The 14,489-nt window shown below is 45.2% G+C and carries 13 protein-coding genes; 4 read left to right on the top strand and 9 right to left on the bottom strand.

Annotated elements, in window-relative coordinates:
• On the top strand, window positions 1-885 hold the full coding sequence (locus tag JNK13_10470) for a hypothetical protein (GenBank protein MBL7663162.1): 885 nt from the start codon (window positions 1-3) through the stop codon (window positions 883-885).
• A 294-nt stretch (window positions 886-1,179) separates the two neighbouring features.
• On the opposite strand, the gene JNK13_10465 is transcribed toward JNK13_10470, so the two are convergent.
• Both JNK13_10465 and JNK13_10460 read right to left on the bottom strand, forming a co-directional pair.
• A complete protein-coding gene (locus JNK13_10465) occupies window positions 1,180-1,920 on the bottom strand; it encodes a nucleotidyltransferase family protein (protein MBL7663161.1) in 741 nt (246 codons plus the stop codon).
• Complete coding sequence (locus tag JNK13_10460) at window positions 1,917-2,954, bottom strand: phosphotransferase (GenBank protein ID MBL7663160.1); 1,038 nt, start codon at window positions 2,952-2,954, stop codon at window positions 1,917-1,919. Before JNK13_10460 ends, JNK13_10465 begins: the two co-directional genes overlap by 4 nt.
• 56 nt (window positions 2,955-3,010) lie before the next feature.
• Here JNK13_10460 and rsmI point away from each other — a divergent pair, with 56 nt between their 5' ends.
• Window positions 3,011-3,721, top strand: a complete 711-nt coding sequence (gene rsmI / locus JNK13_10455) for a 16S rRNA (cytidine(1402)-2'-O)-methyltransferase (protein ID MBL7663159.1) — start codon at window positions 3,011-3,013, stop codon at window positions 3,719-3,721.
• A 25-nt stretch (window positions 3,722-3,746) separates the two neighbouring features.
• Here rsmI and mqnC read toward each other — a convergent pair whose 3' ends face one another.
• From mqnC to ubiE, 5 genes are read right to left on the bottom strand one after another with little or no spacing between them, the layout of a single operon-like run.
• Window positions 3,747-5,645, bottom strand: coding sequence for a dehypoxanthine futalosine cyclase (mqnC, locus tag JNK13_10450; protein MBL7663158.1), 1,899 nt, complete (start codon window positions 5,643-5,645; stop codon window positions 3,747-3,749).
• A gap of 14 nt (window positions 5,646-5,659) precedes the next feature.
• Entirely contained in the window at window positions 5,660-6,769 is a 1,110-nt protein-coding gene (gene mqnE, locus JNK13_10445; protein ID MBL7663157.1) for an aminofutalosine synthase MqnE, read from the bottom strand.
• 23 nt (window positions 6,770-6,792) lie between these two features.
• Complete coding sequence (locus tag JNK13_10440; GenBank protein MBL7663156.1) at window positions 6,793-7,869, bottom strand: hypothetical protein; 1,077 nt, start codon at window positions 7,867-7,869, stop codon at window positions 6,793-6,795.
• Window positions 7,870-7,874: 5 nt separating this feature from the next.
• Window positions 7,875-8,519, bottom strand: a complete 645-nt coding sequence (locus tag JNK13_10435) for a UbiX family flavin prenyltransferase (GenBank protein MBL7663155.1) — start codon at window positions 8,517-8,519, stop codon at window positions 7,875-7,877.
• The gene (gene ubiE / locus JNK13_10430; protein MBL7663154.1) at window positions 8,519-9,256 is read right to left on the bottom strand and encodes a bifunctional demethylmenaquinone methyltransferase/2-methoxy-6-polyprenyl-1,4-benzoquinol methylase UbiE; all 738 of its coding nucleotides are present in this window, start codon (window positions 9,254-9,256) and stop codon (window positions 8,519-8,521) included. Before ubiE ends, JNK13_10435 begins: the two co-directional genes overlap by 1 nt.
• A gap of 83 nt (window positions 9,257-9,339) precedes the next feature.
• On the opposite strand from ubiE, the gene JNK13_10425 reads away from it, so the two are divergent.
• On the top strand, window positions 9,340-10,077 hold the full coding sequence (locus tag JNK13_10425) for a tetratricopeptide repeat protein (protein ID MBL7663153.1): 738 nt from the start codon (window positions 9,340-9,342) through the stop codon (window positions 10,075-10,077).
• A gap of 7 nt (window positions 10,078-10,084) precedes the next feature.
• Window positions 10,085-11,620 carry a glycosyltransferase family 39 protein gene (locus JNK13_10420; protein MBL7663152.1) on the top strand — a complete coding sequence of 512 codons (1,536 nt, stop codon included), beginning with the start codon at window positions 10,085-10,087 and terminating at the stop codon, window positions 11,618-11,620.
• 8 nt (window positions 11,621-11,628) lie between these two features.
• Here JNK13_10420 and JNK13_10415 read toward each other — a convergent pair whose 3' ends face one another.
• Window positions 11,629-12,237: a hypothetical protein gene (locus JNK13_10415; protein MBL7663151.1), complete on the bottom strand. Its 609-nt coding sequence runs from the start codon at window positions 12,235-12,237 to the stop codon at window positions 11,629-11,631.
• A 100-nt stretch (window positions 12,238-12,337) separates the two neighbouring features.
• Window positions 12,338-14,488, bottom strand: a complete 2,151-nt coding sequence (locus JNK13_10410) for a TraM recognition domain-containing protein (GenBank protein ID MBL7663150.1) — start codon at window positions 14,486-14,488, stop codon at window positions 12,338-12,340.
• Between the last annotated feature and the right edge of the window lies 1 nt (window position 14,489).

The following is a 14,489-nucleotide window of genomic DNA, read 5'->3' as shown; positions in this document are numbered from 1 at the left end:
ATGCCGGAACGCATTATTCAGGCTGAAGAACTGGCAAGCTATGTGGTTTGCCCAGAATCTTGGCGCTTAAAAAACATCTCAGGTAAAAAGAGCTATCAAACTCAGCAGGACTCGCGCGAGAATGAGGTCCGCAATATTCGTTCTGAGTGGTTTAAAACTCAATCTCTCTCTGCAGAGTTAAGACGCTATGCAAAGGTAATTTACTATTTACTAGTAGCAGTAGTTGCTGTTTTAATGCTTTGGGACTCAATCCAATCGAACGCAAGCACGACTCAAAGCAGACAATTGCGTGATATTTTTTCAACTTTATTGCATTCTCGCCACTCCTTGATCTCAACTGAAATTTTATTAATTTTACTGATCGTTGGAGTGCTGATTTTCATTTGGGACCTAATCGATCGACGCAGATCTGTCCTACAAAAGAGTACAGGCCTAGACAAGCACCAGAATGTGCTCGAAATGAAAAATCATGAGGCTGTCTCAGGTATGCGCGAAGCAAAAACATATACCGACCTAGAGCGCGGCCTAAGTGGCAAACCTGATGCTTTAATTGAAGAACATGGCTATATTATTCCTGCAATTATTCGTCCGGTCAGCACGAAAGTGCGCGACCGCCATGCAATCTTACTCACCGCCTTGATGGCTTTAATTGAGTCTAGCGATAAAAAAACACCGCCCTATGGACTAATGCTTTTAGGTCGTGAGTTAAGGCCCGTAAAAATCAAAAATTCAGCCGAGAAAGTTCGTTGGCTCGATACGATTCTAGATGAGATGCGTAGCATTGAAGCAGGTGTGCCTGCGATGGCTACACCGCAATATCAGAAATGTAAGCACTGCGACGTAAATCAAGATTGTAAATTTAGCGCTTATAAAAAGACAGCTTGAGGTTTGTCACGAACAAACTTTGCGACTGCGACAATCTGCCGGCCGCTTGAGTCATCTTGCGAGCTTACTACTGCAAGCGTGGTAACCTGCTTGCATCTCAGGTCATTGCGAACGAAGTGAAGCAATCTGTTCACTGATCACGAGAGAAATATAATCTACCGGCTAACAGATTGCCGCGCTTGCTGTCGCAAGCTCGCAATCACAGCTAAATAATTACGTCAGCAGATTGCGGGGCTGGCACTGCCTTAGCGTCAAATTTAATCCGAGCTTCTCTAGACTACTTTACACCTATTCTTAAAATGTCAAATTAGCTTCGGCTAATCTTTCCGGCGTGCCGACGTCGCGCCAGTAACCCCCATAGGGATAGGCTTGGAGTTTTTGTCCAGAAGCAAGTGCCCGAACATAGGTGTCTTGGGTAATGCTAAATGCATTCTCTGCGGTAGGCATAGTTTTTAATAATTCACGATTCAAGACCTGCACACCAAGGTAAATATATTTCTCCGGGCCAGTCAGCGAGTCATACTCGACATTCAGAAAACGCCCGATCAAGCGCTCGCTAGTTAAACCTAAATCTGAATAATTGTCTTCGGCACCTGCAACGCGCACAGCTAGGGTTGCCACCGGCCGATGCTTGGACGTTTCATGCGCATCAATCAGTGCCTGCAGAGAAAAGTCCCGTCCGAGTAAGGCATCGCTATTGATAGTCAAAATTAGAGCTTGCGTAAATTTGTGCTCTAAATTCTTAATCGCACCTCCAGTATTAAGAATTTTAGGTTCGAACGAGTAATTGACTCTTAACCCCCACTTGCTGCCATCGCCAACATGCTGGCGAATTTTATCCGGAAGATAGTGTAAATTAATGTAAACCTGCTTAATACCAGCTGCCGCAATCAGATCTAAATTCCAGTCAATCAATGCCCGGCCTTTTACTTGCAATAAGGGCTTAGGTAATTCCCGCGTTAGCTCTTTTAAACGGCTGCCGAATCCAGCAGCAAGCAGCAAACAATCGACCTGCGGTGATGCTGCCAGCTTCATAGCTTGATTTGCTCCAGATGGTTACTAAAACTTTTAAGCTCTGTGAGCTTGAACTCTTCAGTGAGTAACTTTAAGGCTTGACGAATACGGCGGAAAGTCCCGGGCACCCAGCGCTGGTAAGTAGTGAGCCCCCGCTCCTCTGCAAATTTCTCAAAACGCCCAGCAACTTTCAAATCGCGCTGTAAGGCCGTAAGTGCGAACTCAAACTCGAATTGCTCTTTAGGGATCTGTAATGTCTCTCGCGCATAGGTCTTAAGCATCTGGTAGCGCTCAGTACCTAAGAGTGCATCAGTATCACGGTCATGTAAAAGACTAATTAAATCATACAAGCGCACTCCCATTAGGGCGTCTTGAAAGTCAATAATCCGCAACTGATCTTCTTGATCAATGATTAAATTCCAAGAATGATAATCCCGGTGCACTACGACCTTTGGCAACTCAGCCAGGCGAGTTGCAATCGCAACGAATGCTTCAGAGACTTGTTCTGTAGGAATAATCCCAGCTGGAACATGCGCTTTTAAAAAATAGACTTGAAATTCATCCATCTCCTTTAAGTAAAGGTCCTTGGAAAAGGATCGTGAGAATGGAATTTTATGGGGAATGCATTGTAGCGACTGTAGCCGTGGCAAAACTGAAATTGCCGATTTGTAATGTTCAATAATCGTAGGACAATGCTCAAATAAACTACCCAAAATATTATCGCCCAAATCCTCAAGCAAAAATATTCTTTGCCCAGGCTGGCCGGTCAGGAGCTCTGCCACGGGAATATTTGCGCGATAAAAAAGTTCGGCTAATTCGCAATAAGCTTGGTCCGCCAAATAAGTCTGCCCGCCCTCGGCTTCTGCAGCTTTAACTGAATCAAAAACCATGGCTACAATTGTTTTAGTCGGACCGGCACCGCTAAGCTCTAAGCGATAGTAACGACGTAATGATGCGTCAGGCGTAATTGTTTGAATCGACTGAAGCTCTGCTGCCTTATTCCAATTTTTGACCTGCTCGAGCAGTTCAACCTTGAGTGCTTGTTCTATTTCCATATTCGTTTGAAACTATAGCCAAACTGGGATAAGCATAACAAGATTAATAGATCTCCATGACTAACAGCTTGATAAATTCCACACCAGCAGGACTATATATTGTCGCCACCCCGATTGGCAATCTTGCCGATATCAGTGAGCGCGCGATCAATATTTTAAAAAGTGTCGACCTAATTCTTGCCGAAGATACTCGCCACTTCAAAACACTAGCTACAAGATATGCAATCAGCACCCCCGTGGAAAGCTATCATGATGCCGCTGAGCGCGGAAAATCTCCACGCTATATCGAAAAATTAAAAGCAGGCGCTACAATTGCCCTAGTCTCAGATGCAGGGACGCCCTTAATCAGCGACCCCGGTTTTATTTTGGTTCGCGCAGCACGTGCCAATCGAATTCCAGTTTTTCCTGTCCCTGGCGCCTCAGCTGCAATTGCCGCACTATCAGTCTCGGGCATGGAAAGTGATTCTTTTTTCTTTCAGGGATTTCTGCCGGAACGACCTGGCAAAAAAAAGTCCCGCTTAAAAGAAATTCTTGAATTCGGTACAACCGTCATTATCTACGAATCGCCTTATCGCATCATCAAGACTCTCGAACAAATTATCATACTGGCACCAACTGCTGAAGTATTTATCGCCAGAGAAATAACAAAGTTACATGAAGAGTATTTAAAAGGCGACGTTGCCACAATCTTGACTGAGCTCTCCTCACGTCAAGCGATCAAGGGGGAGATTGTCTTGATTGTCAACGCTAAAACAACTGTCAATTGATTAATTGACGAGGTAAAACAACAAATCAATTATTCACTACTTGATAATGAATATCTCTGCGCCAGGGCATAAACCCGGCCTCCTTGATATGTGCCTCAATCAAATCAGAAGTCATACAGAATGTCGTCCCTGCAGCAGAGACAACATTTTCTTCAAACATCACAGAACCAAAATCGTCAGCACCAAAGAAGAGCGCAATCTGCCCAATTGAGGGTCCTTGCGTGACCCAAGAACTCTGCAGGTGTGGAATATTGTCTAAAAACAACCGCGCTACTGCCTGAGTTTTTAAGTATTCTAAGGCCGTAGTATCACCACGTTTGAGTTTTGTATTTTCATCTTGGAAAGTCCAACAAATAAAAGCTGAAAATCCGTTGGTCTCATCTTGCAAATCACGTAGGCGCTGCAGATGGAGTATGCGATCTTCCCAAGTCTCTTGAACACCAAACATCATGGTGCATGTCGAGACTAAGCCGTGACGATGCGCAGCGCGATGAGCTTCAATCCATTCATGACTTGTCGTCTTTAAGCGTGCAATGCGCCGGCGCACGCGATCGACAAGAATTTCGGCACCTCCACCCGGGAAAGACCCTAAGCCGGCTTGGATCAAGCGCTGCATCACCTGATCTAAGTCCAAATTAGAAACTTTCGCGATATGCCAGACTTCGTCAGCAGATAATGCATGTAAATTGACTTGCGGAAACTCTCGTTTAATTACCTTAAAAAGTTGTTCATAATACTCAATGCCTAGCTCAGGGTGCAAACCTCCTTGGAGTAAAATTTGATTTCCCCCGTGCGGAAGAATTTCAGCAATTTTACTTAAAATTTCCTGATGCGTGAGTACATACCCGCCAGCCTTACCAGGTGCTCGGTAAAAAGCACAAAAACGACAATAAACATTGCAGACGTTGGTGTAATTAATATTACGGTCGACGATATAAGATATTGCACCAGTGGTGCTACGATCTTCCGTAAAACGATTGCGCAGATCGGCAGCGATACCAAGGTCACTTAACGCAGCATGCTCGACAAGGTGCAAGGCTTCATGCATTGCAATACGCTTTCCGGATGCGGCGCGATCCAAAATTTCAGCAGTGTTCAATTGAGAAATTCCATTTACCTGCATTCCCTGAGAGACAAGATTCTGAGCTTGGGCAGCTTGAAGGAAATGCTCAAGCCCTTGCATCTCGTCTGATCCAATGCGGTATCGAATTACTTCAGTTACATAGGAAAGTGCTTCCTGACGTGTCAGTGGCGCTTGCTTACCTGCACGTTCGACCCACTCAGTGGCATAAATATGGGCATGATCAAGACTGGTATTCAGCGCAGCAAGTAACTGCTCTTCACGCTCAACCCCAGGTTGACAGCTCGGCGCAAACGCCCAGACGGCAAAGACAAATGGCAAGCCAGTTGCTTCAAACCAGAGCTCTCCCAGGTCAAGCTTATAGCTGTAGTGATTTGCCAGCTTAAGTGCCTCATCGCCAATCACCAAGATCCCATCGCGCGAATCCTTTTCGAGAAAAATTGTCTGCGGATCTGCATAACTTAACTCGAGATGATCTCGACCAATGCGCTGTAACAAAGCTTTAAATAACAAAACCGAAGTGCGCGAACGAGAGTCAAGAATTACCCGGTCTAAGTTTTCAAATGGTTGCTCTGAAAGTAATAAAACGCTTTCGACTTTTCCACGGCAGGCAATCCCAAAGGGCAAGATCTTGAGTCTGCCATCTTTAAGAAATTCTGCTGTGGGGATTAAGGCCAGATCCGCTTCACCCTCAAAGAGCTTACGCGCGCACTCTGCCGGCAGTGCTTCACTGTAAACTACCTCGGGCACTTGCGCTAAACCACGAAAGGGAGCCCCGTTTAGGAAATTCACATTCACAATGCGTAAATGTTGGGCTTGATTGTTTGCTGTGATACTGCTCATTTTACACTTCAAAGCTAATACATTTCGGGTTGATTGATTTGCAACGTAGGCACTACGGTTTCATAAAGAGTTGTTCTTTCGACCGGGTGCTTGCCCACTGCACGAATTAAGTTTTCTAATTCTTCGACCGTCATCGCATCAGGCGTCTGTGCACCAGCCATGTGATAAATTTTCTCTTCAACTACTGTACCATCGAGATCATTTGCCCCAAAACATTGAGCAAGCTGCGCTGTTTTAATGCCCAACATAATCCAATACGCTTTAAGATGTGGGATATTATCCAGCATCAAACGACTGACTGCGATCATTCTTAAATCATCAGCACCAGTTGGTGCGCCAATCTTCCCGAGTCGGTTGTTTTCTGGATGATAAGCCAGCGGAATGAAGGCTTGAAATCCCCCAGTGCGGTCTTGCAATTCACGTAAGCGTATTAAGTGATCAATTCTCTCAGCATAAGTTTCAATCGTGCCGTAGAGCATGGTGCAATTACTCTTCAGGCCCAACTGATGCGCAGTTTCGTGAACCTTTAGCCACCCCGCAGCATCGACCTTGTCGCGGCAAAGCTTTTTTCGCGCACGCTCAGCAAAAATCTCAGCACCTCCTCCAGGCAGCGACCCTAGTCCAGCTTGGCGCAGTGCCTCGATTACGGCCTGGTAAGTCATTTGATATTTTTCAGCAAAATAGTGAATTTCCACAGCAGTAAAAGCCTTAATGTGTAAAGTTGGAAATTCGCTGCGAATGGCTTGGAGTAATTCCAAATAATAATTAAAATCTAAATTTGGATTAAGTCCATTGACGATATGAATCTCTGTCATCCCAGGTTGATAGCGCTGACGGATCCAATTTAAGGCCTGCAGCGGGCTCATCGTATAAGCCTCAGGCATGCCTTCCTCAAGTCTGGCAAATGAGCAGAAAATGCAATCTGCTTCGCAGACGTTGGTAGAATTTAAATGCAAGTTGCGATTGTAATAAGTGGCTTCTCCGTGCAAACGCGAGCGCGGAATATTAGCCAGTTGCCCAAGTGCAAGTAAATCGGGGTGTTCAAATAAGGCTAAGCCTTCTTCTGCAGTCAGGCGTTTTCCAGCCGCAACGCGTTCAGCTATTTTTACAAAACTAATGTCCATTGATTAACTTTAACGCTGCCCTTTTAACACTGCCATTGATAATTAAATTGTAAATTTTTTCCTTCAGCTACTTCCTTAGTCAATTGATCGCTAGGCTGAAAATCTGCAGCGATGCTTTCAATCACAAAATCAGTTGGCAAAAGTGAAAAACCCGAATAACTAAAAGCTGAAAGCACTTCACTTAAAGGTAAAAGTCCAAAGCGTTCAACACTTTCTCGATCATAGCCGACGTAACCTAAATCTTCAGCGCCATGGGCTAATGCAACATTTGCAGCTTTAATGCCAAAGTGTGAAATCGGCGCTCGCACAGTGGTCGGAGCTGGAAAAAGAAGACGTAAAAGCGCCACCGCCCGTAAAGTCATACAACCAAATGGACCGTCGTGGTCCAGCGTATCGAGCGGCCGCTCCGTGAATGGATAAACCGCAGCAAGCTGATATTTTCCTTGGCGCGTCGCAGCCAAAACATCAACAAGCACTTGGGTAAAATCACTCGGGTTTGTAAGGGGCAAACCGAGGCGAATCTTAAAATTACGATCACTTGCAATTTGTAGTAAATTTGCGTCGTAAGACATGTCAAGCTCAGACAAGCCTGCCTGCTTTAAGCAACTGAGCAGATCTGAAATTGTGATTTGATTATAATCAGCGATTTGCTTCATTTCATTACTTGAGGGGGCAATGATGTTTAACTGAGGGAATGCGACTTGAATTTGCCGTAAAGTTTCAATGATCAGTTCTAGCTTGATCTCTAACCCCCAGTAATCCAGTGCTCCGTAAAGCTCAGGCCGATTTGGGGATTGACCAAATCCCGCCACACGCTCACGGACTTCAGCTAAAATTTGAGCTAATGCTACTTGAGAATCAAGAGCACGACTTACCGGCAAAAGAATTACTGGGCGCAGCTTGAATTGAATCTTGTCACAATTCAATCCATAGCCATTGAACTCAAGGAGCTTCAGCAGTAACGGTAGCGGCGCTGTTGTCAGGAGTTTCGGAACTAAATTACTTAAATCCTCAAGCGCTGGTTGCTTAGTGGCTAGCGATTTCCACTCCCTTAAGCTTTCAAAACCCGTGCACTTTAAATAACGCTCAAACAAATCCATTGAAATTAAAATCCATTCTTAGCGGTCTGCGCACTAGCTTGTCCCCAGCGCGGTTTGAAATCGAAGTTATAGCCGAGCTGGTCGGTAATGCGCATTGCAAAATACTCCGCCAGGTCATCAATTGAAGTTGGTTGCTGATAAAAGCCAGGCATCGCCGGCATAATTACAGCGCCTGCTTGTCTGAGTTTTAACATATTTTCCAGGTTAATTGAGGTCAGTGGAGTCTCCCGTGGGACAACAATTAATTTACGATTTTCTTTGAGCGTAACTTCAGCGGCACGATGCACGAGGTGCATCACGACACCATTGGCAATGCAACCCAAAGTCGACATACTGCAAGGCACAATTACCATGCCACTTGAAGGATAAGATCCTGAAGCTATCGCTGCTCCCGTGTCGCGTGGGTTATGGAAAACAATCCGCGCACTGGTTAGACCGAAAAGCTCCTCACTGACCTTTTCAGCGCTACTGCCCAGACCGTGGCTTGTAGAAATATTGTCCTCTTCACGCAGCACCCGTAGCGCCCCATCTGAAATAACCAGATCGAGCATCGTCGCAGGGTCATGCTCAATCAAGATTTTCACGAGCTTGCGTGCATAGATTGTGCCTGAGGCCCCAGTCAGAGCAATGGTCCAACGCTTTTCCTTCATTAGCTTTGCCCCGCTTCAAATTTACTGTCCAAGTGTGCTGACTTCTGCCCGCAGTAAGCGTAGGCAACGCCTGTCATAAAGCTTTTCACGCGTATCGAGTGGAACCCGGCTTGGCGCATTAATTCAACAAATTTTTCTCCGTCAGGGAATGCCTTAGCAGTTTGCGGTAAATACTCGTAAGCGGCACGATTACCACTGAGCATTCCACCAATGCGCGGCATCAGGTGTTTTCCGTATAAATCATAAACTTGCGAAAAAACGGGGAGTTGCGGCTTACCGAATTCTAGAATCAGCACCTGCCCTGAATCTTTGAGCACGCGATGAAATTCACGTAAGCACTGTAACGGATCATCAACATTACGGATACCAAATGCACAGGTCACTGCTGCAAAAGATTCTGCTTGAACCGGCAAGCACATTGCATCTGCACAGCTGAAATGCACCGCACGAGCAGTCTGCTGCTTTTTTTGCTGCTGTTTAACTGCCGCGAGCTTGACCATTTTCCTTACAAAATCAAAGCCGTAAATTGTTGCTGAATTTTTAAAGTAAGTATTTAACTCGAAAGCGACGTCGCCTGTTCCCGTACAAATGTCGGCTATGCTGGCATTGTTGGGCAATTTAAGCATGGCGATAGCATTACGGCGCCACGAATTATGCACTCCAAGACTTAAGATCTGATTTGCTAAATCATAGCGCTCGGCAATGCTATGAAACATGTCATGAACAGCTTGACTCATTGATAATATTCGAAAATGAAGTTTCTTTTGCCCGATTTCGTCAAACTGGCTATATAACTAACTTTAAGCAAGAAGTGCCAGCAGTGCGATATCTTAAACGTATAAATTTGCTGTTTTTTACATCATTTACCCTATTTGGGCCAGCGCTAGCTTATTGTCAAGGCAATCGTCAAGAAAGTGCTCAAGAATTAAATGAAGCTGGAGTGGCGCTTGTGCTTGAAGGCAAGAAAGCCCAAGGCCTGGAGAAAATTGTTAAGGCCTGTGAGGCTGATCCCCAAAATACTACTGCACTCTATAACCAAGCTGGTATTTTAATGACCGAAGGCAAATTCAGTGAGGCCATACAAATCCTGAACCGCACAATTGAGATCGAACCTAAAGACCTTGCCTTTAAGAATCGGCTCGCTGAGGCCCATATCGGTATGGGCGATTTACCACAAGGCATCAAAGTTTATGAGCAAATCTTAGCACTGAACTCAAACTCAACAAAAGTCCTACAACGCCTCGGCACGCTGCATGCCTCGCAAGGCAATATGGAACGCGCCGAATATTTACTACGCTCAGCCTATGCTCAGGACCCAAGTGACTTAAGTACGATAAAAAATTTAGGCACTGTTTTATTCGCACGTAAAGATTATCAAGAGATGCTCAATTTTCTGACTACTGCAAAACAGCAAAGTTCTTCAGCAGATATTGAGATGCTGATTTCTGTTGCACACGATGCGCTGGGCAATCCAGATTCCGCAGTTGCCTCCTACCAGCAGGCAAAGAAGCTCGGTTTTACCCCGCCGCAAATAGAGATCACCCCGATCAATCAGTAAGTATCAAGTGAAAATTTTTAACTTAAAATTATTACTCGTTTTGCTACTACTGCCATTAGTTTATTACTTTTTCTTTTATAAACTAGATGCGATGTCGTTTAAGCATCATGATGAGACTAAGCATGCACTCGTCACTTGGACGATGTATCAAACTGGTGATTATTTTGTTCCCAAAGCCGGCAAGTCGCTCTATTTCAATAAGCCGCCTTTCAAATTTTGGTTAACGATCCCATTAATTCAAATTTTTGGTCCTGAAAATTGGGTTTTTCGTGTTGTCTCTGCTTGTGCAGCGACAGGCACGATCGTTATTTGCTTTGCCCTCGGGGTGCAGTTATTTCAGTCACTCACCGTCGGTTTTCTCGCTGCGCTTTTAATGTTCACAGCGAAAACTTTTATTTTTATCAAAGGCGCACGGGATGGCGCTGCTGATGGACTTTTGATTTTTCTTTGCAGCTTGAGTCTATATTTATTCTGGCAGCTCCGTGAAGAAATGCACCGGGACAGTCGAAACCCAAAGAAATGCTATTACCTGAGCGCTGCAATTGGCCTGATTATCGGCCTAGGCGTCCTGACCAAGCACATTGGCGGATTAATGCCTTACAGCGTGATCTTACCTTTCATGCTCTTTGAATTGTTTTTCAGCAAAACCGGCAAGGCTTGGCTGCTCACTGGCAAGAAATATTTTCTAACAATCGTGCTGCTTAGCATTACAGTCCCCGCACTTTATCTTGTGCCAATTTTTCTTGAATATACAAAAGCCATTCAAACAATGGTCAAGCACGAAATTTACAAACGTGCGGTGCAGGGGTTTCACCACAAAAACCAAGTCTGGTTCTATTTCCAGGATCTTTTCCTGAACAATTCAAGCATTCCGCCAATTTTGCTAGCTGCCGCTATATTGACTGCGCTCTATTTCGCGCTACGAAGACACGCTCCAAATTGGGCATTTTGTCTACTTTGGGCCACGCTACCTGTAATCGGCTATTCGCTCGGAAAATCTAAACTAGAATGGTATATCTCTCCGGCTTTCCCGGGGATGGCATTAATCGGAGCTGCAACGCTTAACGTTGCCTTGCGCAGCTTCAAAGAGGCAAAACATAAAAAGCATTTTTTCAAGCTAAGCTTCACCACTTGCTTTTTACTGGTGGCAACCTGGCAAACTTACAATCAACTTATTTATAACTACAGAAAGCTTACACCCACATTTAAGCAATCAATTGTCGAATATTATGCACGAAAAATTGTGGATTTACAGAAAAGTGGTGCTGGAACTCTTGCAACCTATGCATTCCCTAAGAAAAGTTTAACTGATCGTTTTTATTTCGCCTTACCAAAAAGAGTTGATTTGTCCGGCCTTAGACGCACAGAACTAATCCAGCGCCTCGCGGACGACAAATCAATTGACTTCTTAATTTTGCATTCTAAGATTTACAAGACATTAAAGCCTTATCTGCAAACAGCAAAAGTAATTGAGTTTCCGCCTAGTCCGCCACGTAGAATTAAGATGTACTTAATCGATCTACGCAGCGCCAACCGTCTTTAAACTATGCGTTAACTAATAGAAAAGCGTGCTTCACGGATTGTTGTTGTCTTGGCAGTCGATTCTTCCTCTGCATCAACATCAACATTTACGACTTTCTTGGTCGCAGCTTTCTTCGTCGCTTTTGTTGACGCCAAAGCAAGGTGGCCATTTGCAGTCGCAGCAGAATTATAAATTGGTGAAGCCGACATGACTAGCACTGCATTGCAAGCCAGCTCAATACTTAACAAATCTCTAGGTCCAAGCTTAATACGGCGGCGTTCCTCTTCGCTACGTCCTGAGACAATACGTAACCAACAGGTCTCTTCTCCAGAAAGCGCACCTTGCGCGCCCTTAGGCTTGTCGCGATAGAGTTTGACTAAAACTTCTGAGTCGCTCTCTTCCGCAGGACGAATGATAATGTTTAGATCAAGTGATTCAACACCATAAAGAAATGCACGAGTTGTCGCCCAGAGATTGCCGACATCTTCGATGTCGATTGCAATATCGCAAGCACCAATCGAATTCTCATTTAATTCCCCGTCTTCCATTGGCACATAACGCAGGCGCAATGACGATGAACTTGGATCAAGATAAAGCCGACCAAAGGACTTGGCAATTTCAAAACTCATGGAACGCATAGAATAAACCTCCGAATTAAACCCTTACTTAACTTATAATCCACTCAAACTTAGATAGACAAGTCGAGAAGTAAAACCAGCAGCAAGTAACGAATTTCATTTACTTCTTCCTCTCTGAGATTAGCTTTTTCGAAGCGTTTCCAGCTTGAGGAGTGGCACTCGTTACCGACTCACTACTAGTGTTATTACTTTCCGTTTCAGACTGTGCCTTTCGATCACGCACTATTGTAACCGCACGATGACGATTTCTAAACCCGCCCACCATATTCAGGCGAAACGGTCCTTTTTCCTCTTTATCTTCTACGGGTTGCGTGGCAGGCGTAGGGCTACTGTTGTTGGCTCCAAAGGGATGTTGGCTGCCGACAAAGCTCACTGAGCTACCTTGAATTTCAACATGTGATTCAAGTGCTTGCTCAGACTCTTCACGCTCAATCGAAAGAATATGCTCGTCAACCCATTCAGCCAAGCCAATTTCGTCGGCTTCAATGCTCTCATAACGTTGCAAATACTCACGCCCTTCCCAAGAGCGCGGTGCATCTGCATTAAACCACAAGGCACGCCCCTTGCGTAAGATTCCATCCCCAAGATCAAACCACGCTAGGCCTTTTTCCGCCGACATTTCGTGTTTTAATTCTTCTGGACTAACCAGGTCGTCCTCATCCAGAGACACGGCCACGCCATCGCGCATACCCTCAGCTGCACGTTTGTTTAATTCAACATGCTTAGTCCATTCACGCGAATTTAAGGCCGAAGATAAACCGGTAGTGTAAGTGCGTTTTTCACTGTGAATTTTACCAATCCACTCCGACATTTCAGTTGCAGTTTCATTATCCCCCAAACGCATAATTACTTTTAAATTCACGTTAGCAATTACACGTTGATAAAACTGCTCGCTCAAGCCCATCTGCTCATCCATTAAACCACTGACTGACTGCGCGCCGAAGAGCAAGGCAAAACGTCCCTTACGAGCAAGTTCAAACAGGTTTGCCCAAGTCGGACCAAAGGTTGAAGCGCCCTCATCGATAATCACCATGTGTGGGTCTTCGAGCCGATAGTTCCGATTTGAAGTGATTTCACCAATGGAAACTTCCAGGTCTTCACGAAAAACCTTAACCATTCTGGCTGCAGCCTCTGCTTCTTCAAGCCGTGGCAACATGTAGTAAATTAATTTACCGCGTAAAATCGCATCGGTGAGTGATAAGTCAGCTTTCGGTGCGCAAAACATTTCTCCAGCTTCAGAATTGGAAATCGAATGCAATTCCGAAGAAATACCGCGTAGGTTATCAGTTAAAGTTAAAGCATCGAGCTTGCCTTTTCCCGTGCGATAGCTACCAGCAAGGTGGCCAAGTTCGATCATCGCTTGCTTGGCGCCCTGCTCATGTAAAAGCGCGCGTAAACGCGGATAAGCAAAGTTAAATGCCGATAAGGCAACAGCGACATCGCGCACAGACCAGGCCAGCCCAAGGCTTTCCATCGCGCGCACGACGCGATACACGGCATCCGCAGCAAGGCGGTCATAGTGCTTAGTGGTGCTTTGATCAGAAGTTGGTGGTAACCCACAACGCAAAACCTTACGCGCTTTAACGTCAGCGCGTTGCGTCGTGAAAACAAAATTATAGGCACAAACCGGATCAAATGGATCAACCACAATTAAATCTTCGATACGCCCAGTAATAATGGCCATTAAAATAATATCGGCAAGCGTTCCCATGTCGCGCTTGGCATCGATAAAAGTAAATCCACTGGCACGCCCACGTGCCATTTGTTGAAACATCAGCGATTCTAACCAGAGCGTCTTACCTACTCCTGTTTTGGCAAAAACAGCCGCATGGGTGCAGATTTCATCGTCACTCACCCAAAGTGGTTTTCCTGAATCTAACTCAAAGCCTACAAGATAGCGGCCAATCATCGACTGCTTCTTCTTGCGTGTTTCCTCAAGTTCAGCTTCAATTGCGTTTCGCTGTGGTGGCAGGCCCAAGACAGGCTTTCCACCGCGACGCTCAGATTCTTGGACACGTTCTAACTCGATAATTTTACGCTGCGTGCGCACCGCAAAAATCGCAATCAATGACGCAAATGGCAAAACTCCGGCAATTAAAAACTCAGTAACTGCGCTGGGAGCCATAAAGATCTGCGAAAAGAGCACGACGAGAATCGCTGCAGTAGTCAAAGCTTTGGCAACGATAATTAAATTATCGCGGCGAACCTCAAGCTCCTCAAATGCATCGGTGCGTTTATATGCGCGTGCCATG

Source organism: bacterium, from assembly GCA_016786595.1.
Lineage (GTDB): Bacteria > Bdellovibrionota_C > UBA2361 > SZUA-149 > JAEUWB01 > JAEUWB01.
This window is presented reverse-complemented; position numbering and strand designations above follow the sequence as displayed.

What these genes read in the sequence shown, in the direction of transcription:
- JNK13_10440 (MBL7663156.1), bottom strand. Translation starts at nt 7,869, where the DNA reads ATGGATTTGTTTGAGCGTTATTTAAAGTGCACGGGTTTTGAAAGCTTA.
- rsmI (MBL7663159.1), top strand. Translation starts at nt 3,011, where the DNA reads ATGACTAACAGCTTGATAAATTCCACACCAGCAGGACTATATATTGTC.
- JNK13_10460 (MBL7663160.1), bottom strand. Translation starts at nt 2,954, where the DNA reads ATGGAAATAGAACAAGCACTCAAGGTTGAACTGCTCGAGCAGGTCAAA.
- JNK13_10465 (MBL7663161.1), bottom strand. Translation starts at nt 1,920, where the DNA reads ATGAAGCTGGCAGCATCACCGCAGGTCGATTGTTTGCTGCTTGCTGCT.
- ubiE (MBL7663154.1), bottom strand. Translation starts at nt 9,256, where the DNA reads ATGAGTCAAGCTGTTCATGACATGTTTCATAGCATTGCCGAGCGCTAT.
- mqnC (MBL7663158.1), bottom strand. Translation starts at nt 5,645, where the DNA reads ATGAGCAGTATCACAGCAAACAATCAAGCCCAACATTTACGCATTGTG.
- JNK13_10415 (MBL7663151.1), bottom strand. Translation starts at nt 12,237, where the DNA reads ATGCGTTCCATGAGTTTTGAAATTGCCAAGTCCTTTGGTCGGCTTTAT.
- mqnE (MBL7663157.1), bottom strand. Translation starts at nt 6,769, where the DNA reads ATGGACATTAGTTTTGTAAAAATAGCTGAACGCGTTGCGGCTGGAAAA.
- JNK13_10435 (MBL7663155.1), bottom strand. Translation starts at nt 8,519, where the DNA reads ATGAAGGAAAAGCGTTGGACCATTGCTCTGACTGGGGCCTCAGGCACA.
- JNK13_10470 (MBL7663162.1), top strand. Translation starts at nt 1, where the DNA reads ATGCCGGAACGCATTATTCAGGCTGAAGAACTGGCAAGCTATGTGGTT.
- JNK13_10410 (MBL7663150.1), bottom strand. Translation starts at nt 14,488, where the DNA reads ATGGCACGCGCATATAAACGCACCGATGCATTTGAGGAGCTTGAGGTT.